The organism is Acinetobacter sp. 789_lipA (genome assembly GCF_058242845.1).
Genome location: NZ_JBZAYS010000001.1, coordinates 1,116,243 through 1,140,652, shown reverse-complemented (window position 1 = coordinate 1,140,652; position 24,410 = coordinate 1,116,243). Strand labels below are relative to the sequence as shown.

General features: G+C 41.2%; 25 protein-coding genes and 1 pseudogene. 14 read left to right on the top strand and 12 right to left on the bottom strand.

The window, feature by feature from the left end:
- Window positions 1-92: 92 nt before the first annotated feature.
- Entirely contained in the window at window positions 93-1,502 is a 1,410-nt protein-coding gene (locus AC4CUZ_RS05345; protein ID WP_004978025.1) for an FAD-binding oxidoreductase, read from the bottom strand.
- 364 nt (window positions 1,503-1,866) lie between these two features.
- Here AC4CUZ_RS05345 and serA point away from each other — a divergent pair, with 364 nt between their 5' ends.
- The 3 genes from serA to AC4CUZ_RS05330 all read left to right on the top strand — a co-directional run bounded on the left by serA (window position 1,867) and on the right by AC4CUZ_RS05330 (window position 5,161).
- Entirely contained in the window at window positions 1,867-3,099 is a 1,233-nt protein-coding gene (serA, locus tag AC4CUZ_RS05340) for a phosphoglycerate dehydrogenase (RefSeq protein ID WP_004691438.1), read from the top strand.
- A 138-nt stretch (window positions 3,100-3,237) separates the two neighbouring features.
- Window positions 3,238-4,113, top strand: coding sequence for an EamA family transporter (locus AC4CUZ_RS05335; protein WP_005401326.1), 876 nt, complete (start codon window positions 3,238-3,240; stop codon window positions 4,111-4,113).
- A gap of 175 nt (window positions 4,114-4,288) precedes the next feature.
- A complete protein-coding gene (locus AC4CUZ_RS05330; RefSeq protein WP_490748048.1) occupies window positions 4,289-5,161 on the top strand; it encodes an EamA family transporter in 873 nt (290 codons plus the stop codon).
- Window positions 5,162-5,203: 42 nt separating this feature from the next.
- On the opposite strand, the gene AC4CUZ_RS05325 is transcribed toward AC4CUZ_RS05330, so the two are convergent.
- From AC4CUZ_RS05325 to truB, 3 genes are all read right to left on the bottom strand, one after another.
- Window positions 5,204-5,662 (bottom strand): hemerythrin domain-containing protein, encoded by a 459-nt coding sequence (locus AC4CUZ_RS05325; protein ID WP_126035120.1) that lies wholly within the window; start codon window positions 5,660-5,662, stop codon window positions 5,204-5,206.
- 158 nt (window positions 5,663-5,820) lie between these two features.
- Window positions 5,821-6,588 carry a sulfite exporter TauE/SafE family protein gene (locus tag AC4CUZ_RS05320; protein WP_062032328.1) on the bottom strand — a complete coding sequence of 256 codons (768 nt, stop codon included), beginning with the start codon at window positions 6,586-6,588 and terminating at the stop codon, window positions 5,821-5,823.
- A gap of 35 nt (window positions 6,589-6,623) precedes the next feature.
- The gene (gene truB, locus AC4CUZ_RS05315) at window positions 6,624-7,529 is read right to left on the bottom strand and encodes a tRNA pseudouridine(55) synthase TruB (protein WP_201701724.1); all 906 of its coding nucleotides are present in this window, start codon (window positions 7,527-7,529) and stop codon (window positions 6,624-6,626) included.
- Window positions 7,530-7,683: 154 nt separating this feature from the next.
- Between truB and AC4CUZ_RS05310 the strand changes: the two genes are divergently transcribed.
- From AC4CUZ_RS05310 to AC4CUZ_RS05300, 3 genes are all read left to right on the top strand, one after another.
- A complete protein-coding gene (locus AC4CUZ_RS05310; RefSeq protein ID WP_490747351.1) occupies window positions 7,684-8,715 on the top strand; it encodes a lipase secretion chaperone in 1,032 nt (343 codons plus the stop codon).
- Window positions 8,716-8,769: 54 nt separating this feature from the next.
- On the top strand, window positions 8,770-9,735 hold the full coding sequence (locus tag AC4CUZ_RS05305) for an esterase/lipase family protein (protein WP_490748047.1): 966 nt from the start codon (window positions 8,770-8,772) through the stop codon (window positions 9,733-9,735).
- Window positions 9,736-9,908: 173 nt separating this feature from the next.
- Window positions 9,909-10,880 (top strand): esterase/lipase family protein, encoded by a 972-nt coding sequence (locus AC4CUZ_RS05300; protein WP_490747350.1) that lies wholly within the window; start codon window positions 9,909-9,911, stop codon window positions 10,878-10,880.
- Window positions 10,881-10,938: 58 nt separating this feature from the next.
- Here AC4CUZ_RS05300 and rplS read toward each other — a convergent pair whose 3' ends face one another.
- The 4 genes from rplS to rpsP all read right to left on the bottom strand — a co-directional run bounded on the left by rplS (window position 10,939) and on the right by rpsP (window position 13,056).
- A complete protein-coding gene (rplS, locus tag AC4CUZ_RS05295; RefSeq protein WP_004691454.1) occupies window positions 10,939-11,313 on the bottom strand; it encodes a 50S ribosomal protein L19 in 375 nt (124 codons plus the stop codon).
- 140 nt (window positions 11,314-11,453) lie between these two features.
- Window positions 11,454-12,194, bottom strand: a complete 741-nt coding sequence (gene trmD / locus AC4CUZ_RS05290) for a tRNA (guanosine(37)-N1)-methyltransferase TrmD (RefSeq protein WP_490747349.1) — start codon at window positions 12,192-12,194, stop codon at window positions 11,454-11,456.
- A gap of 27 nt (window positions 12,195-12,221) precedes the next feature.
- Window positions 12,222-12,770 carry a ribosome maturation factor RimM gene (rimM, locus tag AC4CUZ_RS05285; RefSeq protein ID WP_010327636.1) on the bottom strand — a complete coding sequence of 183 codons (549 nt, stop codon included), beginning with the start codon at window positions 12,768-12,770 and terminating at the stop codon, window positions 12,222-12,224.
- Window positions 12,771-12,798: 28 nt separating this feature from the next.
- Window positions 12,799-13,056, bottom strand: coding sequence for a 30S ribosomal protein S16 (gene rpsP, locus AC4CUZ_RS05280; RefSeq protein WP_004718284.1), 258 nt, complete (start codon window positions 13,054-13,056; stop codon window positions 12,799-12,801).
- A 462-nt stretch (window positions 13,057-13,518) separates the two neighbouring features.
- On the opposite strand from rpsP, the gene AC4CUZ_RS05275 reads away from it, so the two are divergent.
- Complete coding sequence (locus AC4CUZ_RS05275; protein ID WP_005401337.1) at window positions 13,519-14,451, top strand: IS5-like element ISAjo1 family transposase; 933 nt, start codon at window positions 13,519-13,521, stop codon at window positions 14,449-14,451.
- A gap of 214 nt (window positions 14,452-14,665) precedes the next feature.
- Here AC4CUZ_RS05275 and ispH read toward each other — a convergent pair whose 3' ends face one another.
- Window positions 14,666-15,616: a 4-hydroxy-3-methylbut-2-enyl diphosphate reductase gene (ispH, locus tag AC4CUZ_RS05270; RefSeq protein ID WP_004978047.1), complete on the bottom strand. Its 951-nt coding sequence runs from the start codon at window positions 15,614-15,616 to the stop codon at window positions 14,666-14,668.
- Between the two features lie 134 nt (window positions 15,617-15,750).
- Here ispH and gmk point away from each other — a divergent pair, with 134 nt between their 5' ends.
- The 7 genes from gmk to bfr all read left to right on the top strand — a co-directional run bounded on the left by gmk (window position 15,751) and on the right by bfr (window position 21,975).
- Complete coding sequence (gene gmk, locus AC4CUZ_RS05265; protein WP_005401338.1) at window positions 15,751-16,374, top strand: guanylate kinase; 624 nt, start codon at window positions 15,751-15,753, stop codon at window positions 16,372-16,374.
- A gap of 77 nt (window positions 16,375-16,451) precedes the next feature.
- Complete coding sequence (rpoZ, locus tag AC4CUZ_RS05260) at window positions 16,452-16,733, top strand: DNA-directed RNA polymerase subunit omega (RefSeq protein ID WP_004978050.1); 282 nt, start codon at window positions 16,452-16,454, stop codon at window positions 16,731-16,733.
- A gap of 223 nt (window positions 16,734-16,956) precedes the next feature.
- On the top strand, window positions 16,957-19,056 hold the full coding sequence (locus AC4CUZ_RS05255; protein WP_005401339.1) for a RelA/SpoT family protein: 2,100 nt from the start codon (window positions 16,957-16,959) through the stop codon (window positions 19,054-19,056).
- A gap of 69 nt (window positions 19,057-19,125) precedes the next feature.
- A complete protein-coding gene (locus tag AC4CUZ_RS05250; RefSeq protein ID WP_004691470.1) occupies window positions 19,126-19,509 on the top strand; it encodes a RidA family protein in 384 nt (127 codons plus the stop codon).
- Window positions 19,510-19,615: 106 nt separating this feature from the next.
- Complete coding sequence (locus AC4CUZ_RS05245; protein WP_062032364.1) at window positions 19,616-20,920, top strand: IS4 family transposase; 1,305 nt, start codon at window positions 19,616-19,618, stop codon at window positions 20,918-20,920.
- Window positions 20,921-21,064: 144 nt separating this feature from the next.
- A complete protein-coding gene (locus AC4CUZ_RS05240) occupies window positions 21,065-21,259 on the top strand; it encodes a bacterioferritin-associated ferredoxin (protein ID WP_010327639.1) in 195 nt (64 codons plus the stop codon).
- A 251-nt stretch (window positions 21,260-21,510) separates the two neighbouring features.
- Window positions 21,511-21,975 carry a heteropolymeric bacterioferritin subunit Bfr gene (gene bfr, locus AC4CUZ_RS05235; RefSeq protein WP_004691472.1) on the top strand — a complete coding sequence of 155 codons (465 nt, stop codon included), beginning with the start codon at window positions 21,511-21,513 and terminating at the stop codon, window positions 21,973-21,975.
- Window positions 21,976-22,131: 156 nt separating this feature from the next.
- Here bfr and AC4CUZ_RS05230 read toward each other — a convergent pair whose 3' ends face one another.
- The 3 genes and pseudogenes from AC4CUZ_RS05230 to AC4CUZ_RS05220 form a co-directional block, all read right to left on the bottom strand.
- On the bottom strand, window positions 22,132-23,064 hold the full coding sequence (locus AC4CUZ_RS05230) for an IS5-like element ISAha2 family transposase (protein ID WP_004758956.1): 933 nt from the start codon (window positions 23,062-23,064) through the stop codon (window positions 22,132-22,134).
- A 33-nt stretch (window positions 23,065-23,097) separates the two neighbouring features.
- Window positions 23,098-23,283 (bottom strand): hypothetical protein, encoded by a 186-nt coding sequence (locus tag AC4CUZ_RS05225; protein WP_010327641.1) that lies wholly within the window; start codon window positions 23,281-23,283, stop codon window positions 23,098-23,100.
- 317 nt (window positions 23,284-23,600) lie between these two features.
- Window positions 23,601-23,948, bottom strand: a pseudogene (locus AC4CUZ_RS05220) (hypothetical protein); the annotation flags it as partial.
- Window positions 23,949-24,410: the final 462 nt, after the last annotated feature.

The following is a 24,410-nucleotide window of genomic DNA, read 5'->3' as shown; positions in this document are numbered from 1 at the left end:
CCTATTACACTATTTAGTAAATGTAATTCAGTCCCTTCAACCATAAAAAAAAGCGCATCACGATGGATGCGCTTTTAAAACTCAATTCAAACTTAAAGGTCGAATAATTTACCAGGGTTCATAATGCCATTTGGATCGAAAACTTGCTTCAATGCCTTCATATATTCAATTTCTTCTGCTGAACGGGTGTAGTCAAGGTATGGCTTTTTGGTCATACCAACACCGTGCTCCGCAGAAATTGAGCCGTCGTATTTTTTCACAGTTTCGAAGACATATTTATTCACCACCTGACATTTGGCAAAGAACTCATCTTTGCTTAAGTCAGCAGGTTTTAAAATATTTAAGTGTAAATTACCGTCACCAATATGACCGAACCAGCAGATTTCAAAGTCTGGGTAGTTACTTGCCACAATCGCATCAATTTCTTTAATAAATGCAGGAACGTGGGTAATCAAAACTGAAATGTCGTTTTTGTATGGTGTAAATGGAGCAATCGACTCAGAAATGTCTTCACGTAAACGCCATAAGCTTTCCACTTGATCGAGGCTTTGGCTCAACACGCCATCCAGTACCCAACCTTGTTCCATGCAGTGCTCAAAAATTTCCATCGCCTTGTCCATAATTGGCTCAAATGGCGCTTCAAATTCTAACAATACATAGAATGGACATTCAGTTTCAAATGGACGTTGTACATGACCATGTGCCAACACTTTTTGCATTGCCAGTTCACCAAAGAACTCAAATGCAGTCAGGTCAATTTTTGCTTGGAAAGCATGCAGTACAGGCATTACAGCATCAAAGTCAGGTACGCCCAATACCATTACTTGAAGGTCTTGCGGTTGGCGTTCCAATTTGATTTCAGCTTCAGTCACTAAGCCTAGTGTCCCTTCACCACCAATGAATAAATGTTGCAGTGCATAACCAGTCGCGTTTTTGATCATGCCTTTGTTTAGACGAAGCACATCACCCTTACCCGTGACTACGGTTAAACCGAGTACCCAGTTACGCGTCATGCCATATTTAATGACTTTAATACCGCCTGCATTGGTGCCAATGTTTCCACCAATTTGACTCGAACCCGCAGAAGCAAAATCGACGGGGTAATACATGCCTTGCTCTTCAGCATAGTTTTGTAGCTGTTCAGTCACCACGCCTGCTTGGACGCGAACCATACGATCTGCTGGGAAGAATTCCAAGATTTGGTTCATCTTGTCCATGCTCACCACAATTTCACCGTTGGCAGCGACTGCACCGGCAGATAAGCCAGTACGACCACCTGATGGTGTAATCGCAACATTAAACTCATTTGCAAGTTTCACAACCGCTTGCACTTGTTCCGTGCTCGATGGAAAAACGATGACTGACGGGTTTGGATCAAAATGTTTGGTATGATCGCGTCCCCAATTTTCAAGGCTATCCGCATCGGTTTTAATGCGGTTTTCACCCACAATTGCTGTCAATTGGGTCAATAACTCTGGGGTTAAAGCGACTGGAGCATTCATCGTTTTCAGACCTTGCAAGAAGTAAACAAGTTGTTTGTGGCGCTAGGGTTCTCTGCATGAAAAGCGCTTCATTTCAGTCTTTCCATGCCCTAAGGCTCAGGCAGTTCGTGAGGATTTAAGCAGCAGTGTGCAACTGGCTTATTTTCACGGAGTCATATTATAAGGCATTTTTTCTGTTTCCCGCAGAAAAAGCTGTTTTATTCAGGATACCTTTGAAATGATTAGTTTAATTAGACCAAAAGGACTTTTTTACGCACCATAGAGGCTAAAAATACCCAGCAGAGTCCGCATAAAGGAAATGTATATCGGGCGCGGTACGTGCTATTATATCGCCACTAAATTTGGCCTTTGTAGCGGAGCCGTAATGAGCCAACATCTTTCACTTCCTAAAGATAAAATTCGTTTCTTGTTGTTAGAAGGCGTTCACCAAAACGCAATCGACACACTAAATGCTGCCGGATACACCAACATCGATTATCGTAAAACTGCGCTTGAAGGTGAAGCGTTGAAAGAAGCGATTAAAGATGCACATTTCATTGGTATTCGTTCCCGTACACAACTCACTGAAGAAGTGTTTGAAGCAGCGAATAAATTAATCGCTGTTGGTTGTTTCTGTATTGGTACCAACCAAGTGAACTTAAATGCTGCGATGGTTCGTGGTATTCCAGTATTTAACGCACCATACTCAAATACACGTTCAGTGGCTGAACTTGTACTTGCTGAAGCTATTCTTCTTCTTCGCCGTGTACCTGAAAAATCGACAGATACACATGCAGGCGGTTGGAACAAATCAGCTGTTGGTTCGTTCGAAACTCGTGGCAAAACTTTAGGAATTGTCGGTTACGGTTCAATTGGTTCACAACTTTCTGTCCTTGCTGAAAGCTTAGGTATGAAAGTGATCTACTTCGACACAGTAACGAAATTACCTTTAGGTAATGCACGTCAAGTCGGTAGCTTAAACGAACTTTTAGCCAATGCTGATGTTGTTTCTTTGCATGTACCTGATGTTCCATCTACACGTAACTTCATGACCAAAGAAAAATTTGCACAAATGAAAGAAGGTGCAATCTTCATCAATGCTGCACGTGGTACATGTGTCGTGATTGAAGACTTAGCAGATGCCTTGAAATCAGGTCATGTTGCTGGTGCTGCGGTTGACGTGTTCCCGAAAGAACCAAAAGCCAATGGTGAAGAATTTATTTCTCCACTACGTAACATTCCAAACGTGATCTTAACTCCTCACGTGGGTGGTTCAACCATGGAAGCGCAAGCGAACATTGGTTTAGAAGTGGCTGAGAAATTCGTTTCTTATTCAGATAAAGGCATGACTTTATCTGCGGTGAACTTCCCAGAAATCGCGTTACCGTTAACTGAAGGCAAACACCGTTTACTTCACATCCACAAAAACGTGCCAGGCGTGTTGTCAAAAATCAACAACTTGTTTGCTGAACATGGCATCAACATCTCAGGTCAGTCTCTCATGACCAAAGGTGATGTTGGTTACTTGGTGATGGATGTAGACGCAACAGCATCTCAAGAAGCTTTAGATACTCTACAAGACGTTGAAGGCACAATCCGCGTTCGCGTATTGTTCTAATTCGACTCTATTTAAAAACCACAGCTGCCAAGCTGTGGTTTTTTTATTTTTGAATACTTGTTAAAGTTTTATGTGCGACCCAAGCACATTCTCCGCTACTTTTCGCAAGTATTCACTTCCCTATCTAGTATTCTAATAATGCCAAATCTAAAAAGTACTCCCCACCTCCAAGCAACCTTTTTATTGCTGATTGCAATGCTCAGCTTGCAAAGTAGTGGTTCACTGGCCAAAGTGCTGTTCGATCAATTTCCCATTTTAACCGTTTCCGCCATGCGCTTGCTGTTGGGATCAATCATTTTGGCCGTGCTGTTTAAAATTTGGCAGGTTGACTTTAAGCAAGTCAAATATAAAGCCATTCTCAGCTATGGTTTTGCTTTGGCAGGCATGAACTTATTGTTTTATTTATCTATTGCTCGCCTGCCGCTTGGCATTGCAGTGTCGTTTGAGTTTATTGGCCCGCTCAGTGTTGCTCTGTTTTATGCCAAACAACGTTTTGACTTTGTTTGGGTCGGGCTGGCTATTTTAGGTTTGGTTTTACTGTTTCCTTTCGACCAAGCAGCTCAACCTTTAGACCCTCTTGGGATCGCATTTGCACTAGGTGCAGGTGCATGTTGGGCCTTGTATATCGTAGCGGGACAGCGACCATCGGGTGTTTCGGGAAATCATACCGTGTGCTTAGGTATGTTTGTCGGCATGCTGATATTAATGCCGCTTGCCCTTTTCAGTGGTTTACCCACAAATGTGTTTGAACCCTCAAACCTGATTTATTTCGTGGCTTTAGCAGTTTTAGCCAGCGCTTTGCCTTTTAGCTTGGAAATGATTGCGCTACGCAATTTAACCGCTCTAAGTTTTGGAACGCTCATGAGCCTTGAGCCTGCCATTGCAGCACTATCTGGTTTTGTCTTTCTAGGCGAGCAACTATTGTGGTCACAGTGGCTTGCACTTAGCGTGATTATCATGGCATCTATTGGTTGTACCTATACAGCTCAGAAAAACCGCCAAGCTACAGTTTAAACGATGTAATCCAGCGTTTGAATTTAGCTTTTAAATCCAACGGCTGTATCGATTACTTTTAAATTCATGTCGTTGCATTTAAAAAATCAGCTTATTCAGCATCCAACTTGGGTGCTGAATCGTTATACTAATCACCTTCTTAAAAAACAGGTCGCTATGACCTAATGTGTGCATGATGCCTAATTCTCAACTGATGGCAGTGATGTTCATGGTCTTGTCCATGCTGTCCTATCAAATCAGTGCTTCTTTTGCCAAGCAGTTGATTGCTGTGCTGGATCCCCTCACCGTGGTGACCCTTAGACTGTGCTTTGCCGCAATTTTAATTGTGCTGATGTTCCGCTCATGGAGCATCATCAAACGCCTACCGCATTTAAAATGGAAAGATTTACTCAGTTATACAGCAGCCTTATGCCTCATGAATATTTTATTCTACGCTTCACTGGGTAGATTGCCACAAGGTATTGCCGTCGGTTTAGAGTTTTTAGGCCCTTTAACTTTAGCGCTACTCTCGATCAAACAACGTCGTGATTATATTTGGGTCGGATTGGCGATTTTAGGTATTGCACTGATGGTGCCGTGGCATCAAGCCAATGCAACCAACTTCTCTTTCTTAGGAGCCGCATTTGCGGTTTCAGCGGGTGCTTGCTGGGCGCTGTATATTTATTTTGGGCAAAAAGTCGTCCGTCAAAATATCGGCATGCATGCCCTCAGTATTGCTATTGTGATCTCAGCCTTGGTGCTTCTGCCGATTAGTGCCACGCATAATCCTACAGCGCTAATGCAAACGGAATACTGGCCGAAAGCCTTATTGATTGCACTACTCGCCACAACCATTCCTTATGCTCTAGACCTGATGGCTTTGAAACGTTTAAGTAAACTCAGCTATGGGACGCTTTCAAGTTTGTCGCCGGCTTTAGCAGCCTTGGCAGGTTGGTTACTACTGAAAGAACAAATTAGTATGTGGCAAACGTTGGCGCTAGTTTGCATTATGATTGCCTCCGTTGGTGTTACCTTTAGAGCCAAACCGCAAAGTGATGACGTGCTTTAAAGCACAAAAGATGGCACTCGCCATCTTTTGTTTAAAATGGACTTAAACCAAACTGTCTTTTTCAATTTTTTTGTACTTTTTGTATTCCTGCTGATACTGCTTGGCGAGCGCAGTCTTTTGAGCATCGAGTAAGATTTTTCCTGCTTGCTGAAAAAAACCATGCTCCTCTTCTTGTAAGTGATGATGTACCGTTTCCGATAATTTTTTTGCAATTGCCAACCAGCCCGGATTTGAGAACTCCGTCTCCGTCAACTGTTCCAATAACTCATCCATTTTATGGTGTTCTGCCAAAGCATGGCGGGTAATGTTGAGGCCCGAATCGGTCATCATTAACGGGATATAAAAATAACGGTCTTCTGCCACAGCATGGGCAAATAATTCATTTTTAAGGCATTCAAATAGCTCACGGCGCTCAGGCGTATCCCCTGAAGTTTGGAGTAGTCGTTCAGCCAAATTTCGTTGTATAACGTGACTTTCTCTTAAGGCTTCAAATATATTCATTCTATGCTCCAGTTCCATTCAACTTAAAACATCATTTTTTATTGAAAAGCTTCTTGGCACAGCATTGAGTGCACTGTATTGATCATAAATGCAATAAACGAGAAATGAGGTCACAGACTGCGCGTTTTTTGTAATGAAGTTTTAAAGGTATCGCACCATTACATCAAAAACATTTGATAGCTCAATCTGAGAATTAAAATAGTTACCAAAATAAGAAATAAAATGCGGATAAAACCACTGCCGTATTTCAGCGCCATTTTTACCCCACAAATAGACCCGATCATATTTGCGACGGCCATCGTGCCTCCTACAGCGAAGAGCACATGCCCCGAGGGAATGAAAAAGCTTAGCGCCGCAAGATTGGTCATCACATTGCCAATTTTAGCCAATGCCGCCGCATGCAAAAAATCAACGCGTAAATAGCGAATAAAATAGAAAATAAAAAAACTGCCCGTACCTGGGCCAAACAAACCATCGTAAAAGCCAATGGCTAAACTCCCGATTCCCGCCAACAGCAAAATTTTAGGCGTCACACGCTGTGCCATATGCACTTGCCCAAATTGCTTCTTCATGAGGGTATAGACCGCCATCACAATCAACATGACCAAGACAAAGGGTTGAAGGACTTCTTTTGGAATCATGGCCACACTGGCTGCGCCCCCAAATGAACTGATGGTGGCACACACTGCAACCACAGCCAAAAGTTTCCATTCAAAGCGCACTTTTCGGGCAAAGGAAACGGCGGAAGTAGCTGTACCCACAACTGCCGCTAATTTGTTGGTACCAAATAAAGTGGCAGGTGCCATCGACGGAAATGCATTCATCAAAGCGGGAATTTGGATCAGTCCACCACCACCAACGGCGGCGTCAATTGCGCCTGCACAAAAGGCAAAAAAGATCAGACTGATAATAATGTCGATGTCCACGCCTTATCCTTTTTTTACCGAGTGATATATTTCGATTATAGATTTAAAACCCGCTTTGGAACCAATCTTTTCTTATCGGTAATTTCAGCCAAGCCTAAGCATTTTTCCCCATCGAAAACCAAGACCTCTGCTTCCGCTATATGCTCAATATTACTTTCCATACCGCGACTAAAGTATTCACTGCGTCCTTCTGGAACTTGTACTTTAGGAAAATGATCTACAGGTGCATATACAGGTAACAACAGTGCTTCGCGCTCTTGTTCAGACAAACTTTCCAAATACTCAATGGTATAACTTGGAATCAGATCAAAATGACCTGTTTTAATGCGGTGTAAATAAGTTAAATGACCATAAGTACCCAATGCCTTCGCAATATCTTCGCCTAAAACACGAATATATGTGCCTTTGGAGCAGGTAATATCAAGGGTGATACTGTCTGCTGTGAATGAAAGTAGCTCAATCGCAGAGATGGTAACCGGACGGGCTTCACGCTCAATTTCAATCCCTTTACGGGCTAACTCATATAAAGGACGGCCATCTTTCTTCAAAGCGGAATACATCGGCGGCACTTGCTGAATATCACCCACAAACTGAGCCAAAACGGCTTCAATCAAATCTTCGGTTAACTCAGGTACAGCCTGCTCTAACAACTGCTCGCCTTCTACATCACCTGTGGTGGTACTTTGACCCAGCTGAATGGTGGTTTGATAGCGCTTCACCGAGTCCAACAAAAAGTGCGAAAACTTGGTCGCTTCGCCCAAACAAATCGGCAGCAGTCCCGATGCCAATGGATCAAGTGCTCCTGTATGCCCCGCCTTTTGCGCACGGTATAACCAACGCACTTTTTGCAATGCCGCATTTGAACTGATCCCCAATGGCTTATTCAATAAAAATACACCATTCACGGCACGGCGCTGGATTTTTGAAGCAGATGATTTCATAACATAGACACGTCTTAAAGCTGCCGCAATACTATCAACCGCTTGTCTAGTTTTACAACTTTTCTGTTGTTTATTTACCCTTTTGTTTCAGAATAAATCGAGTTCAGTCATATGAACCAAATAAAAAATACAATAGGGATGTTAGGCATAGGATATGCAAAAAAAGAAATTATGGCTCATTTTCGCCGTGATCATCGTTGTCATTCTTGGTTTTCTCATTTGGCTCGCACCCAATGCAACTGTTAGCTCCAAACAAGGGCCGATTAGCTCTAGTGCTCAAAATACTACAGGCTTATTACCCACAGCGTCAGACTTGCCAAACGCATCGGGGCTGCCTTTTGTCAGTAACAGCCAACAGGACACCGAAGTCAACTGCCAACTGGTGCTCGACCAAGGTAATCGCTTAGTTGTCAATGAACAGACTCGTAATTGTTTTGAATATTTTATTACCCAATATGGTGAAAAAAATATTGACCAGATCAAGCAAGATTTTAAAGCCTATATCCAGCAAGGTTATCAAGAACCTGCGCTTAAGCAAATTTTAGATCTTTGGACTCGTTATTTAGATTATCGTGTGCAATTGGGTAGTCTGAAGGAGCCAAACCTAAATAAAGAAGATCCCGAGTACTATCGTAAAATTTTTACTTTGATGAAAAACCTACGCAGCCAGTTCTTTTCTGACTATGAAATCGAAGGTCTCTTTGGCGCTGAAAATACCTACCATGAATATACCTTAGACCGCATGAGCATCATGGCAGATCAGTCCCTGACCGAAGTACAAAAAGCGCAGAAACTGAAAGAGTTGTTTGCTCAACTGCCTGAAGATTGGAAAGAAAACCTAGAACAACTCTCCAAACTCGAAGATCTGCGTAAACTGACCTCAGATATTAAAGCGCGCGGCGGCTCTGCCGAAGAAATTCGCCAAATGCGCCAGAATCTTGTCGGTGCCGAAGCGACCGTACGCCTAGAAAAACTCGACCAAGATCGAAACAATTGGAAATCTCGGGTCAATACTTACTTAGAACAACGCGACAACATTCTCAACAGCAACATGAGTCAAGACGCGCAGCAGCAAGCTATTCAAAAACTACGTGATCAACAGTTTAATAATTCACAAGAACAACTTCGACTAGGAGCCTTTGAAACCACGCATGACACGGGAGGAAAACTTCCGTTCGCAGATTAAAGCTATACCGTGTTTGACTTTTTCAGGATGAAAAAAATGTTTATAACGAAAAGAATGATACAAACAATGTCACTCGTGGGTCTGGTTACCAGCCTTGGACTCAGCGCAACCACAGCCACAGCTGGTTTACAGACGGTGACTGCAAGCGTAAAAAGTAATTATGCTCAAACCAAATATCCATTGCTATTTACCCATGGCATGTTTGGGTTCAGCCGAGTGGGCGTTGCCGAACTTGGACTAGATTACTGGTATCAAATTTTACCCGACTTGGCTCGAAATGGTGCGACCACCTTTGCAGCACAAATTTCCCCTTTAGAATCAACTGAAGTACGGGGTGAACAGTTACTACAACAAGTTGAAGAGGTCATCGCCCTGACTGGCAAGCCCAAAGTTAATTTGATTGGGCATAGCCATGGTGGACCAACCATTCGCTATGTAGAAGCAGTTAAACCGCAATATGTGGCCTCACTGACAGGTGTGGGGGCAACATTTAGAGGTTCAAAAGTGGCAGACCAGCTTCTTGCCAATCAAGGTGGAACACAACTGCTCAGCCTAGCAGCAGATTATATTGTTGGCCCTATGCTAGCTTATGGGCAAAACAACCCTGCGTTAAAAAGTAATTTAACGGCATCGCTCACCTCGATTAGCGAGCAAGGTTCCCGTGTTTTTAATCAGAAATATCCAACAACAGCACTGGCTTCAGACTGTAACAAGAGCGGTGCAACATCCAGCAATGGCGTATATTACTATTCGTGGACTGGCACGTCTCAAGTCACGAACATTCTCGATGTCGCAGATAGTGCGATCTCACTGTTAGGGCCATTGGCCTATGGACATTTAGACAATGATGGTTTAGTGGCACGCTGTAGTACACACTTCGGTAAAGTCATCCGTGATAACTATGACTGGAACCATTTAGATGAGGTCAACCAAGTTATGGGACTACGTGGACTATTTAGCGCAGACCCTGTTGATGTCTATCGCCAACATGCCAATCGCTTAAAAATGCAAGGACTCTAGTTCTATTTTTCCCTTCGAATCTTTAACGTTTCGGAGGGATGCCTCCTAGAATTATCCAGTTACAAACTGTATTTAATTTAATCGGATTTCTCTACGCTCCTCCTCCCTCACCTTTATACTCATTTTTGACAACTTAAATTGTCGTCATAAAAACTAAAAAACGAGGATGATCAATGAAATATGGATTATTGATAGCTGGACTGCTGTCGACCTGCGCACTTGCTATTACACAAACGCAAGCAGCTGCTTCACAAATTAAATCAAACTACGTTGCCTCTAATTATGCAAAGACCAAATACCCTTTGGTTTTTGCACATGGTATGGGTGGCTGGATTCGAGCAGGAACCGATGAACTTGGTGTGGATTATTGGTATCAAATCTTGCCAGATTTAGCCCGTAACGGTGCAAACGCATGGGCAACACGCGTTTCTCCATTCAACACATCTGAAGTTCGTGGTGAACAACTGCTGCAACAAGTTGGTGAAATCTTAGCGATTACAGGAGCACCCAAAGTCAATTTGCTTGGGCATAGTCACGGCGGGCATAGTATTGCTTATGTCTCAAATGTTATGCCCAATAAAATCGCGTCTGCAACAGCCATTTCTAGTCCTTTAAAAGGCTCTCCTGTGGCGGATTTGATTATTTCCGCGCAAGGTACACCGCTAGAACAACCACTGGTGGGCTTAATCAACTTTGGGTCCAAGGCTATTGTTTGGGCACAACAGCAAAACCCAAACTCACTTCCACATGATGCACTCGGTGCGGGTAAAAGTTTAAGTCAAGCTGGGGCTAAAGCTTTTGCACAAAAATATCCACTGGGTATGCCAAAAACAAGCTGTGGTGAAGGTTTAGCGAAAGAAAATGGAATTTATTTTTACTCTTTCTCTGGCAACTCAACGTTGACGAACGTACTTGATCCAGACTCATTACTGGCGGCGACAGGCTTACTCATGCAAGCGCCCAATGATAACGATGGCTTAGTTTCACGTTGTAGTGCCAAGTATGGTAAGACCGTGCGCGATAACTATAATTGGAACCATTTAGATGTGATTAACCAGTTCTTTGGATTACGTTCTATTTTTGCTCCAGACCCTGTTGATGTTTACCGACAACACGCCAACCGATTGAAGCTTCAAGGACTCTAAAATTTAGGCATAAAAAATGCGCCATTGGGCGCATTTTTTACTCGTATAAAACTTAAAATTAAGCTTTAACTTTACGAGCTGGTAACTTTTCACGAATACGTGCAGCTTTACCAGACAATTCACGTAGGTAGTAAAGTTTAGCACGACGAACGTCACCACGACGTTTCACTTCGATTTTAGCAACGATTGGAGAGTGAGTTTGGAAAACACGCTCAACACCAACACCGCTAGAAATTTTACGTACTGTGAACGCAGAGTTCAAGCCACGGTTTTTCTTCGCGATTACAACACCTTCAAATGCCTGAAGACGCTCACGGTCACCCTCTTTTACTTTAACCTGAACGATAACTGTATCGCCTGGTGCAAAAGCTGGGATGTCTTGTTTAAGCTGTGCATTTTCAACAGCTTGTACTAAAGGATGCTTACCGCTCATGGGGTATCTCCAATATGTGCGGGTCAGAAGAGGTCTGATATCCGCTGGGTATAGAGGCTAAATCGCATAGACCCGATTATCTTTCTCTTTATGCTTGACCACTTCAATGCACAAAGAGCCTATTAAAAGAATACTCTGAATTAAGTATTCAAATCTGTTAGCCATTTCTTTTGCTGCTTCGTCAACTCTACATTGTCCACCAACTCAGGTCGGCGTTGTTGTGTTCGTAGATAACGCTGCAAAAACCGCCATTTCTCAATATTGGCATGATGTCCCGACTTTAAGACTTCAGGGACATCCAAACCTTCAAAATGGTCTGGCTTGGTATATTGTGGGCAGTCCAAAAGACCATCCACGAATGAGTCTTGCACATGAGACTGTTCATCAGACATTGCACCCGGAAGTCTCCGAATAATACTGTCTAATAAAACCATCGCAGGAAGTTCTCCACCCGATAAAACGTAATCCCCTATGGACCATTCCTGATCAACATATTTTTGGATCAAACGTTCATCGACCCCTTCATAACGACCACACAGCACAATCAATCCATCATAGTCGACAAATTGTTGTACTGCAGGCTCATTTAAGGTTTTTCCTTGCGGTGACATATACACCACAGGAACATGAACTGCACCTGCTTGCATGGCAAGCTCTTTGGCATGTTGAATTGCTTTTGCCAGAGGCTCAGCCATCATCACCATACCTGGACCACCACCAAATGGACGTTCATCCACTCGTTTGTAGTTGCCCTCAGCATAATCACGAGGATTAATACAAGTTACTTGTACTAAATCACTTTTTGCTGCACGCCCGCTAATACCGTAGGCTGTAATCGCTTCAAACATTTCAGGAAAAAGCGTAATGACTGCAAAAAACATCGCAGACCCCCGTATTTCCAAAAATAATTAGTAATCTACGCCCCAATTAACGTAGATACGACCAGCTTCGAGATCAACGCGTTGCACCACATCTTTATGCCATGGAATCATACGTTCTTCAGTATCAATACTGTCTGGTGTTGCGTGAACCACCATCACATCATTGGCACCTGTCTCAAACATTTCATGGATTTTTCCGAGATTTACTTCTTGTTCTTCATCATCCAAACCTAACACTGTTAAGCCTTTCAAATCTGACCAGTAAAACTCATCCATTCCTGCTTTAGGAAGTTGCGCTTTTGAAATCCAAACATTTGCGCCAACTAGGTTATCTGCTGCAGTGCGATCAATGACGCCTTTGAGCGAAACAACTAAGCCTTTGCCATGCGGTTTCCAACGTTTTACATCTATTGTTTGCCAACCTGCTTTGGTTTCAATGTACCAAGGCAGATAGTCAAAGATGTTGCTCATCGGTTCTGTATTGGAATAGATCCAGAGCCACCCATTTAATCCATATGCTGAACGTAACTGTCCAATCTGAATACGATCTTCGGGAACATTCTGTGTTGGTGTCATGGGCTACCTACTACTTAATTAGCAAAAATTATGCAGTAGCTGCAGCTTTCTTAGCTTGAGCAGCTAAAGAAGCAACACGTTCAGATGGTTGAGCACCTTGAGCAACCCAGTGTGCAAAACGATCAGCATCTAAACGAAGTTTTTCTGCTTTACCTTGAGCTGTTGGGTTGAAGAAACCAATACGTTCGATGAAACGACCGTCACGTGCATTACGGCTATCAGTTACAATAACTTGATAGAACGGACGTTTTTTAGCACCACCGCGTGCAAGACGAATAACTACCATGATACAACCTTATAGTTTTTACGGATTATCCCTGCCCCGACCACCGGAACATTTCAAACCCCTTTCATAGAGGGCAATATTTTACGTTATCTTTACTGCGAAAGGAAGATCAAAATTTGTTTATCCACAATTTTGAATTTGGATTTTATCTGCCGTCCCAGTTGGAGGTGGCTGAAGGAGTACAGGCAGAACCGCTATTAATGTCTGTTCCTTTGTGATGTGTGCTGAAATAATAGGACACTTCCACTTGGGAGATTCTAGGCAGCCAACTTGTAAAAGTCCTCTGCCATTTAATTTGGTGTCTTAAAATCTAATCCTTTCTGAATTCTCTGCTGATTATAAAATAGCTCTATCTATGTATTTTGTAATATCTGCTTTAGCTTCTTCTCTAGTTTTATAGTTGCGATGGGCTTTGTTGCACAAAGCTATTCTTAAAGGCTTCTTCAGCAATATAATTTCCAAATGAAGAATCCTGCATCTAAAATTTATCGCACAACGAATTGGTCCTCTTATAACCAAGCTCTAATCAAGCGAGGAAATATTTCAACTTGGTTCGATCCTCAGACTAAATGGTATGCTCAGCCACAGGCTAAGCATGGAAGAAATCAAACTTATTCTGATACAGCAATTCAGTGCTGTTTGATGATCAAATCTATCTTTCGACTTTCTTTGCGTATGGTCACAGGCTTTGTGCAAAGCCTAATTCAACTCAGTGGGTTAAGTTGGACAGCACCAGATTATTCCACACTTTGCAGACGACAAAAGCAGATTGATATTGCGATCAGCTATCAAAAAAGTCATGAAGGATTACATCTATTGATAGACTCAACTGGCCTTAAGTTTTTAGGCGAAGGTGAATGGAAACGTAAGAAACATCAGCCTGAATATCGTCGGCAATGGCGTAAATTACATATTGGTATAGATGCTAGAACCTTGCAAATACGAGCTGTACAGCTGACAACAAATAATGTCAGTGATTCGCAAGTCCTTGGAGATTTACTTGATCAAATCCCATTGGATGAGCAGATTGATTCAGTCTATACAGACGGGGCTTATGACACCAAACAATGCCGTCAGGTCATTGCAGATCGGCAAGCGTATGCAGTGATTCCACCCAGAAAAAATACAAAGCCTTGGAAAGATAACAAAGTTCATTCGCGAGAGCGAAATGAATTACTTCGAACAGTTAAACGTTTCGGCAGGACACTATGGAAAAAATGGTCAGGCTATCATCGGCGAAGTTTGGTCGAAACCAAGATGCATTGCATCAAATTATTGGGGGATAAACTCAGTACGAGAAACTTTCAAAGTCAAGTCAATGAAATGCATGCACGTGTGGCAGTATTAAATAAATTTACGGAGTTAGGTCGACCTCTCACCCAAGTTGTCACTTGAATTTGAGTAGAACAGGGTAAATTTAACTTTTAAATCTTTATGCAACAAAGCCATGTTGTACTAGGAAATTCTGATGCTGCTGGCAACTCTATCCCAGTCACAGTTAAATCCGTCACCCCATCCTCTATCAGTTATCAATAACTAAATGCCCCCTTTTTTTAAAGAAGGGGCATTTTCAACTACATATAAAAACTTATTAAATGAAATTAACACTTTAGGCTTGAGTTACTGCAATACGTAACTCTTTTGGCAAACTAAAGGTAATATTTTCTTCCGTTCCGGCCAGCTCTTGTGGTGGTGTTGCACCCCAGTCTTGTAATCGTTGAATCACTTGCTTAATTAAAATTTCAGGTGCAGATGCACCCGCTGTGACGCCAACTTTAGCAATATTTTCAAACCATGCCTGTTGAAGTTCATCTGCATTATCGACCAAATAAGCCGCTTTACCCATTCGCTCGGCCAATTCTCGTAAACGATTTGAATTCGATGAGTTTGGTGAACCGACCACCAACACCACATCACATTGGGTTGCTAAATCACGCACCGCATCTTGACGATTTTGAGTCGCATAACAAATGTCATCTTTACGCGGCCCTTGAATCTCAGGAAATTTCGCCCGTAAAGCATCAATCACTTTTGCAGTATCATCGATCGATAAAGTTGTTTGAGTCACAAAAGCCACTCGCTCAGGATGATGCACTTGAAGCTCAGCCACGTCTTGTTCATCTTCAACCAAATAAATCGCACCACCATTTTTCAGGTCATATTGCCCCATGGTACCTTCAACTTCAGGGTGGCCTTCATGACCAATTAAGATAGCCTCAACTCCCTCACGAGCATATTTAGTAACTTCAATATGAACCTTGGTCACCAATGGACAGGTTGCATCAAAAACTTTTAAACCACGACGCTCGGCTTCGATCTGTACCGCTTTAGAAACCCCATGCGCACTAAAAATTACAATATTGTCATCGGGTACTTCATCTAGCTCATCGACAAAAATTGCACCCCGTTGACGTAAATCGTCCACGACAAATTTATTGTGTACCACTTCATGTCTTACATAAATGGGGGGATTAAAACACTCAAGTGCACGATTTACGATGGCAATCGCACGGTCAACACCTGCACAAAAACCACGTGGATTGGCCAATACAATTTCCATATGTTCCTCGATACCACTTTTCAATCAGCGGAAACTAATAAAATAAATGCAAACAAAGTGACGCCTTGCTATTTCGTTTAAACCTTGTCTGCTCTAAAATAGAGAAGATATTTTATCATATCAGGAAAAATATCATGTCGGGTCTCTTGTTTGTCGTTTCTGCAGCTTCAGGAACAGGCAAAACATCCCTCGTAAAAGCCCTCCTCGATCGTGTAACGAATCTTCACGTTTCTGTTTCTCATACTACACGTGGGCAACGTCCCGGCGAACTTGATGGTGTACATTACCATTTTACCGAAAAAGACTCATTTTTGGCCTTGGTTGAACAAGGTGGTTTTATTGAATACGCTGAAGTCTTTGGCAATTACTATGGTACAGCTCAAGCTACTGTGAAAGAACAACTCGCGAAAGGTCATGATGTTCTATTAGAAATTGACTGGCAAGGCGCACAGCAAGTTCGCAAGCTTTTTCCTGACTCTAAACAAATTTTCATTTTACCACCAAGCCAGTTTGATCTGCGTCAGCGTCTGTCTAACCGTGGCACAGACTCGGTTGAAGTGATTGAGCGGCGTTTAGGCTGTGCAGTTGAAGACATGCAACAATATGTTAACTTCGACTATGTCATTATCAACGATGACTTTAATAAAGCTTTGCACGATCTTGAGTCTGTGATTATTGCCAATCGTTTAGTCATTACTCAGCAAGCAAGTCGTCATCAGAAAATGATTTCTGAGCTGATCACCCCAGTTGAAAAGTGATTAAAACTTGAGTCTACAGACAAAGCACTTTATACTGCACAGTCTGTTTAATTTTAGCCTTTGTAACGAGAACTCTTATGGCACGCGTAACCGTTGAAGATTGTTTAGACCATGTAGACAACCGCTTTGAGCTTGTACTAGTGGCAAGCAAACGCGCGCGTCAATTGGCACGTCAAGGCATTGAACCTACTGTTGAGTGGGACAATGACAAACCGACTGTTGTTGCATTACGTGAAATCGCAATCGGTCATGTTTCTAAAGATATTTTGAAACAACGTGAGCAAGACTACCAAACTTCGAGTCTTGATCTTGCACTTTCTGCAAACAATTTGAATTTAGATGGTTTTTCTTTCCAATAAGAAAAATTTATCGCTTAAAAGCCTAGTTTTTAACTAGGCTTTTTTATTGGATAACTTTTATATTTGTGCAATACACGTTATAACTAGAAGATAGGATTCATCGTGGTTTAGGTGTATCTTTTTTGCTTTTCTCTCAATGAAAAATTTGACAACTCATGCAATATGTTTTTCATTAGAGGATCAGTAAAATTTTCTTGTAATTGCTACGTCTTAAAGGTGTTTTATGCCAGGCCCAATGGTCAGCCAAGCTAAACAACAGCTCAAAACTATTATCGATGCTTACTTAACTGAAAGCGACGTCGAACGAGTGCTTGCGGCCTGTGATTATGCGGATATTGCCCATGATGGTATTACCCGTAAAAGTGGCGAACCCTATATTTTGCACCCGATTGCGGTAAGCTGCATTTTAGCGCATATGCGTCTAGATCCCGAAACCCTGATGGCGGCACTTTTACATGATGTGATTGAAGACACAGACTTTAGCAAAGAAGATATTGCAGAAAAATTTGGAAAAACCGTTTCCGAACTGGTCGATGGCGTCACCAAACTTAGTCAATCCAGCGATAAAGAATATAATAAAGCCGCTTCTTTCCGAAAAATTCTGCAAGCCACATTACAAGACCCACGTGTCATTATTATTAAACTGGCTGACCGCTATCACAACATGACTACCTTGGATGCACTACGTCCCGATAAGCGTGCGCGTATTGCTCAAGAAACCTTTGATATTTTTGTCCCAATGGCACGTATTGTTGGTATGAATGAGATGGGCGATAACCTCGAACATCTGTGTTATCAAAACCTTGATCTCGACATGTATAACAATGTCCAAGAAGCCCTCCTGCAAACCAAACCCAAACGCTGTGAATATCAAAGCAAATGGGAAAATAATCTTACTGAGCTATTAAAAACCCATCAAATCTCAGGTCGAATTAAAAAGAAAAATAATAATATCGAACTGTTACGTCACTTTGTAAAAAATGACATTGATCTACATGAACTTACGCATAGTCATGCCTTTGAAATTATTCTAAATAGTATTGCTGACTGTGACCGCTTAGCCGATGTGTTGCGAGAGAGTTTTCAAGTTTTACACTTTGCAGACCATATTCGTAAACCACTCCCAGGTGGTAACCAATCGCTACTACTACGTTTAAAAGGTGAAAACACAACCTTATCAGTCACCATTCAAACCGAACTGATGCGCAAAGCTGCGCGTTTTGGTGTAGTCCTAGGCGATAGTGCTCCGCAAGCTTGCCGCTCTGCGATTCAAGCCTCGATGCAGAACTTGAATGTCTTGATCGATGGAGCCTGTGCTAAAACCACTTTTAGCGAACTGCTCGATTATTTACACCAAGAGAAAATTTGGGTGTATACCCCACAAGGTCATCTACACGAGTTACCACAAGGTGCAACGGTAGTCGATTTTGCCTACTCTGCTAGCTTATTTTTAGGTAACCATGCGGTAGGTGCGAAAATCAATGGGGAAACTAAACCACTTTCTACGCCATTGCACAGTGGTCAGGTGATTGAAATTATTACTGATGTCTTGGCCACCCCAAACCCAGATTGGCTCAGCTTTGTCAACACGCAAAAAGCCCGTCGTGCCTTACAAAATATACTGCGTGAGCAAGACATCGAAGAACAACGCCTTGTTGGACAACAAGCTTTAAATCGCGCTTTAAAGCTATTCAATGTATCCATTAAAGATTTAACCGAATCAGATTGGTTAGAACTTTTACAATGGCGACATATTGAAAGTAAAGACCAACTCTTTGAACAAATTGCCGTGGGCGATTTACTGCCGCAATTGGTTGCGAATCATTTGTTTGCGCATGACCAAAGTGCACAGGAATCTGACAGACTCATTCAAGGTACTGAGGGTGTCGATGTTAAATACGCACATTGCTGTAACCCTGTGTTGGGTGACCCAATTCAAGGACATTTATCACGCCGCGGTCTTATTGTGCATCGTGCACGTTGTCATAACCTCCTACATGAACAACATCTGCACCCTGAAAATATCATGCCGTTGCAGTGGACTAACGAGAATGAAGAAGAAATTAGTTTTACTGCATATTTATTGATTAACATGGCCATGGATGACGAACAAATTTCTGACCTAATTTATCAATGCCGTAAAGAAAAAATCGGGGTCGAAATGGTGTGTAATCAAGATGATAAGACTTATGTCAATGTTGTGGTGCACAACCGTAAGCAAATTGCAAAAATCATTCGTGATCTACGTATGCATTTTGGCTTCCCACGTATCAGTCGATTGGCTCAACCTGTTAGTATTGCGGAAACATCGATTGCGAGTTAATTGTTTAAATCCACACATTTTAATGCCAATCTAGGCTATGATTGATGGTGAATATAATAGGAGAACACGATGTCCCGCCAAGTAATTCATACTGAAAATGCCCCTGCTGCGATCGGCACTTATTCGCAAGCAATCTTAGTCGGCAATACACTTTACCTTTCTGGTCAGATCGGTTTAGACCCATACAGTATGGAGTTGGTTGAAGGCATTGAAGCACAAATTCGTCGTGTGTTTGATAATTTAAAAGCTGTCTGTGAAGCTGCTGGTGGAACACTGGCTGATATCGCGAAGTTGAATATTTTCTTAACCGATCTTTCAAACTTCCAGTTGGTCAATCAAATTATGGGCGAGTATTTCGCACAACCTTACCCTGCACGCGCTGCACTCGGTGTGGCTAGCCTACCTAAAAATGCATTGGTTGAGATGGATGGCATTGTGATTATTAATCAATAAGTTATATTTTTTTAAGAAAAAGCCACCGATTGAGTTAATGCCAGTCAGTTAAGCAAAAAAAGTTAAAATGCTGTAAAAAGAGCGTATGTAAATACGCTCTTTTTTTATGAATTTATCTCAGAATCTAGATTTAACATTAAAACAAACCTTACCTTCACTTTCACAATTCAGTGAATTGATTGATTTAAACTGGATTGAGGATTGCTTAGACCAAACAGGTAAAGCATCAATTCGAAAAAGAAAACTGCCTGCTGAACATGTTGTTTGGCTGGTAATCGGACTTGCTCTATTTCGAAATCAACCGATTTGGTATGTGGTTCAACAATTGCAACTTGTTTTCGGTACGGCAGAATACTGTGTACCGAGTGCATCCGTACAAGCAAGACAACGCTTAGGCTTAGAACCCATGAGTGCTTTATTTTCGACATTAAGTCAGGCATGGTTTAAAGACTCACAACAACAATATAGCAACTTTCACGGTCTATGCGTTTGTGCTGTAGATGGTGTGGTTTGGTCTATGCCTCATACAGAAGAAAACTTTAAGCACTTTGGTTCATCCAAAGGCAAAACAGCAGCTGCACCTTACCCACAAGTTAGAGCGACTTGCCTGGTGAATACCAATACCCATGAAATGATTGATGCCCAAATGGGCAGTATGGATCAAGGTGAATTAACCTTAGCCAGTCAATTAAAAGCACCAGTTCGCAGTATTACCCTATTTGATCGTGCTTACTTCTCTGCTGATTTTTTAGTGAGCTGGCAATCTCAGGCAGAAGAGAGTCATTGGTTGATGCGAGCAAAGGACAACCTGCGTTATGAAGTGATTCATCATAATGCGGCCCATGACTTTCAGATCAAAATGCCTGTTTCAGCAAGAGCAAAAAAGATAAATCCGTCATTGGGTGACTATTGGGAAGCACGTTTAATTGAAGTTGAATATGCAGGAAAAATAAGACGTTACATTACATCATTAACAGATTCTAAAGTTTATCCATTCAAAGACCTTGCAATGCTTTATATCCAGCGTTGGGAAATAGAAATGTGTTATCGGGAAATTAAAAGTGATTTACAGGATGCAAGGATTTTAAGAAGCAAACAACCTGATTTGGTCTATCAAGAATTGTGGGGGGTATTTATTGCATATAATATCTTAAGAAGACAGATGAGGTTTATCGCTGAACATGCAAAGGTGAGTCCTTTAAGGATCAGTTTCCATGTTGCATCTATGAGTATTATCAATATCTTAAGGCACACACCTTTAGAATCAGCAGGAAACCTACCCAAACATTTAGCGCAATTATTTGAACAATCTAAAATATTTGTATTACCTGAAAAAAGGCAAAGGCAATGTCCGCGAGTAGTGAAAATTAAAGCACAAAAATATCCAAGAAAATGCCAGTCAATTTCTTAACTGACTGGCATTAACCGATTGAGTGGCTTTTTTTTATCCAAAATTCCAATAAAGACAAATGAGATTTCAAATGATTTTTATTGACAAACGATAACAATTATCAATAATATCACTTATCTTATTTCATTCATGTGGCTTGCTGAAATGTACGTGTGCTTATGCCGTGGTATTACAGATCAAGATATTAAAGACGCTGTTGAAAATGGTGCGGGCAGTTATCGCGAAGTTCGCGAGATGCTGGATCTCGGGACATGCTGTGGTCGCTGTGCACCAGAAGCACGCTCAATCATCAGCGCAGAAGTCTCTGCGATTGCCTCACGCTTAGCTATTGCTGCCTAGATATTTTATTCGTTTTTAGAATAACCATAATTATAAACGTACTCTTTATGAGTAGCTCCTCCCCCGCTTATGACTCTAAGCGGGTTTTCTTTTTAAATGCCTAAAAATCCAATTTCCACCTCGTATGCTTTTGATTGCGATTTTCATTTGCTGTTCTATAAATTACTCGCCAAAATCCACTTTGTTGTTTAAGATATTTCTCATAAGTTATTGATATTATTTTTAAGCCGCAGTTTGAATGGAGCTTTCTCATGAAAGGCAATCGTGATGTAATTAATCAGTTAAATCAGGTGCTTTATCATCATTTAACTGCCATTAACCAAAATTTCCTGCACTCTCGTATGTTTAATGATTGGGGAATTGAGCAACTCGGTTCAGCTGAATATAAAGAGTCAATCCGTCAAATGAAGCATGCTGACAAAATTATTGAGCGCATTCTTTTTTTAGAAGGTCTACCAAACTTACAACACTTGGGTAAACTCTATATCGGCCAACATACTGTTGAAGTTCTAAACTGTGATGTCCGTAAAGTTAAAGAGAACATTGAATCCATTCAAGCCGCTGTTAAGCTTGCCGAAGAACAACTGGACTACGTTACTCGAGATCTTGTTCAAGAGATTTTAGAAAAAGAAGAAGAGTGGTTAGATTGGACAACTACACAACTCGATTTGGTTGAAACCGTCGGTGTAGAAAATTATATACAGAGTCAAATTTAAGACTTTTCTACTGTTTAAAAAAAACCTGCATATGCAGGTTTTTTACTGTTTATGCTTATTTCCAAAGATAAAATAATCATTAATTTTGAGTACAGTTCTCAGGGGCTTTGTTGCACAAAGATTTAAAAGATAACACTCTGCTCATTTGAACAGAATTCAAATGACAACTTGGGTATGAGGACGACCTAATTCTGTAAATTTGTTCAATACGGCTATGCGTGCATGAATCTCATTCACCTGACTAGAAAAACTCCTTGCTGTTAATTTATCACCTAATAGTTTGATGCAATGCATCTTGGTTTCAACTAAACTTCGACGATGATAACCAGACCATTTTTTCCAAAGCGTTCTTCCTAAACGTTTAACTGTTTTCAGTAACTCATTCCGCTCTAAAGATCTCAATTTCTGATCTTTCCATGGTTTTGCATTTTTTCTTGGCGGAATGAGCGCATGTGCATCTCGATCTAGAATGACTTGTCTGCAGTGCTTCGTGTCATAAGCACCATCGGTATAGACCGAATCAATTCGTTCATCTAAGGGAATTTGAGCAAGTAAATCACCGAGTACTTGCGAATCGCTCACATTATTTGTAGTAAGCTGTACTGCACGTATTTGCAAGGTTTCAGCATCGATGCCAATATGAAGCTTACGCCATTGGCGACGATATTCAGGTCCATGTTTCTTACGTTTCCACTCACCTTCACCTAGAAACTTTAAGCCAGTTGAGTCGACGAGTAGATGTAGCCCATCACTACTTTTTTGATAGCTAATCGCAATATCAATATGTTTTTGTCTTCGACAAAGCGTACTGTAATCTGGTGCGGTCCAATTTAATCCACAAAGTTTAATCAGACTTTGAACAAAACCTGTGACCATGCGTAAAGAGAGTCTAAATAAAGATTTGATCATTAAACAGCATTGAATAGCCGTATCGGAGTAAGTTTGATTTCGACCTTGCTTGTTTTGTGGTTGTGCATACCACTGAGTGTTTGGATCAAACCAAATGGAAATGTTGCCCCGATTAATGAGAGCGCGATTATAGGAAGACCAGTTGGTTGTACGATAAGTTTTAGGAGTAGGTTTATTCATTTTGAAATTATAGGACTGAATAAACCTTATAGGCTAGGTTTGTGCAACAAAGCCATTTGGATCTAATTCAGGTTGGTTTTGCAATTGAGTGATTGCCTCAACATCCATATCTAGCACTATTGCGAGCGGAGACTGACTAAGGGAAAGCAGTTTAGCAGCCCTAAGTACTGACTTTCCCAATACAGCTGCTGGTACTACCTGCTGTTCCAATAACGTCATAGCATCACCTCAAGCTCTAATTTTACTGATCAAGCCTTAAATCTAACAATATCATACAAATTACTAGATAAAACGATCACCTATTACTGTTCGTAGCATACCAGTTATTCTTACTTGTTAGACGACCAGAAATAGTCACATAAGCTAATTTTTGCCAACACCTGATGATTCATACTTACACCACGCCCTGCTGCTTCCAAGGCAAGTTTTTGATGAACAATGATGGAACACGAACAATAAATCGACCACTATATTAACCAAGGGGGGCAGTTTTTAAATGCCGTTAGGGGGGCATTTTTACACTGCCGCTAACACAGCTATCTTCCTAATTTTTTAAAATAGGTTTCACATTTTGAAGCGGGGCCAAAATTATATTTTAAAGCGGTATTGGCTCTAGCTGTTGCATATTCAATACCTTGAATTTCACGCTGCTGAGCAAAAACTTGAATCGCAGGATGTAACTGTTCTGAGCAACTGGCATCGTTGCTAAAGTATTTTAAAGTCTTGGTATTGGAAAAATATATTGCAGCAAACAATCGCCCATCTTTAAACACAATCGCGGATGAAGCATCTAAAGTGCTTCCAGACCGACCTTCATAATACAGCGCCTCATCTGTTTTCAGTAAATATGGCGCTGAGTAATTGTCAAAATTAGATTGAAATTTGGTGGTGTTTCAAAAAGTATACTGATTATATTTTAACCACAATTGAAATCTCATAAAGCATTAAAAATATAGTGAATTTAATTTACTTATTTTCAATTTCTCTATTGACAGAATTAACTAGCATACTTTTTGAAACACCACCTGAAATTTTAGATAATCATGCTTTAACAATGTTTGAAGTTCTGTTTGGATTTTTGGATTCAAAACAATTTGAGGAATTGATGAAATATCTGAATATTGAATGAAGTCTAGTTCTTGAGCATGAGTAAAACCGGAGATTGAAAAAAGTAGAAAAAGATAATAGTGATTCTTCATATCAAATTTATTATTTTTATGTCCATATTGACTTACTTATGGATTGTTCATTTTATATGGACACTTATGGAGTATCAATAAGAGTGAAACCCTTTTGAGCGTTCATAACATTCTCCACAAATGTTTTGTTAATTTTTTCTCTGTACA

Coding starts and splice junctions, on each gene's coding strand:
- AC4CUZ_RS05345 (WP_004978025.1), bottom strand. CDS start 1,502: ATGAATGCTCCAGTCGCTTTAACCCCAGAGTTATTGACCCAATTGACA.
- serA (WP_004691438.1), top strand. CDS start 1,867: ATGAGCCAACATCTTTCACTTCCTAAAGATAAAATTCGTTTCTTGTTG.
- AC4CUZ_RS05335 (WP_005401326.1), top strand. CDS start 3,238: ATGCCAAATCTAAAAAGTACTCCCCACCTCCAAGCAACCTTTTTATTG.
- AC4CUZ_RS05330 (WP_490748048.1), top strand. CDS start 4,289: ATGCCTAATTCTCAACTGATGGCAGTGATGTTCATGGTCTTGTCCATG.
- AC4CUZ_RS05325 (WP_126035120.1), bottom strand. CDS start 5,662: ATGAATATATTTGAAGCCTTAAGAGAAAGTCACGTTATACAACGAAAT.
- truB (WP_201701724.1), bottom strand. CDS start 7,529: ATGAAATCATCTGCTTCAAAAATCCAGCGCCGTGCCGTGAATGGTGTA.
- AC4CUZ_RS05310 (WP_490747351.1), top strand. CDS start 7,684: ATGCAAAAAAAGAAATTATGGCTCATTTTCGCCGTGATCATCGTTGTC.
- AC4CUZ_RS05305 (WP_490748047.1), top strand. CDS start 8,770: ATGATACAAACAATGTCACTCGTGGGTCTGGTTACCAGCCTTGGACTC.
- AC4CUZ_RS05300 (WP_490747350.1), top strand. CDS start 9,909: ATGAAATATGGATTATTGATAGCTGGACTGCTGTCGACCTGCGCACTT.
- rplS (WP_004691454.1), bottom strand. CDS start 11,313: ATGAGCGGTAAGCATCCTTTAGTACAAGCTGTTGAAAATGCACAGCTT.
- trmD (WP_490747349.1), bottom strand. CDS start 12,194: ATGTTTTTTGCAGTCATTACGCTTTTTCCTGAAATGTTTGAAGCGATT.
- rimM (WP_010327636.1), bottom strand. CDS start 12,770: ATGACACCAACACAGAATGTTCCCGAAGATCGTATTCAGATTGGACAG.
- rpsP (WP_004718284.1), bottom strand. CDS start 13,056: ATGGTAGTTATTCGTCTTGCACGCGGTGGTGCTAAAAAACGTCCGTTC.
- AC4CUZ_RS05275 (WP_005401337.1), top strand. CDS start 13,519: ATGAAGAATCCTGCATCTAAAATTTATCGCACAACGAATTGGTCCTCT.
- ispH (WP_004978047.1), bottom strand. CDS start 15,616: ATGGAAATTGTATTGGCCAATCCACGTGGTTTTTGTGCAGGTGTTGAC.
- gmk (WP_005401338.1), top strand. CDS start 15,751: ATGTCGGGTCTCTTGTTTGTCGTTTCTGCAGCTTCAGGAACAGGCAAA.
- rpoZ (WP_004978050.1), top strand. CDS start 16,452: ATGGCACGCGTAACCGTTGAAGATTGTTTAGACCATGTAGACAACCGC.
- AC4CUZ_RS05255 (WP_005401339.1), top strand. CDS start 16,957: ATGCCAGGCCCAATGGTCAGCCAAGCTAAACAACAGCTCAAAACTATT.
- AC4CUZ_RS05250 (WP_004691470.1), top strand. CDS start 19,126: ATGTCCCGCCAAGTAATTCATACTGAAAATGCCCCTGCTGCGATCGGC.
- AC4CUZ_RS05245 (WP_062032364.1), top strand. CDS start 19,616: ATGAATTTATCTCAGAATCTAGATTTAACATTAAAACAAACCTTACCT.
- AC4CUZ_RS05240 (WP_010327639.1), top strand. CDS start 21,065: ATGTACGTGTGCTTATGCCGTGGTATTACAGATCAAGATATTAAAGAC.
- bfr (WP_004691472.1), top strand. CDS start 21,511: ATGAAAGGCAATCGTGATGTAATTAATCAGTTAAATCAGGTGCTTTAT.
- AC4CUZ_RS05230 (WP_004758956.1), bottom strand. CDS start 23,064: ATGAATAAACCTACTCCTAAAACTTATCGTACAACCAACTGGTCTTCC.
- AC4CUZ_RS05225 (WP_010327641.1), bottom strand. CDS start 23,283: ATGACGTTATTGGAACAGCAGGTAGTACCAGCAGCTGTATTGGGAAAG.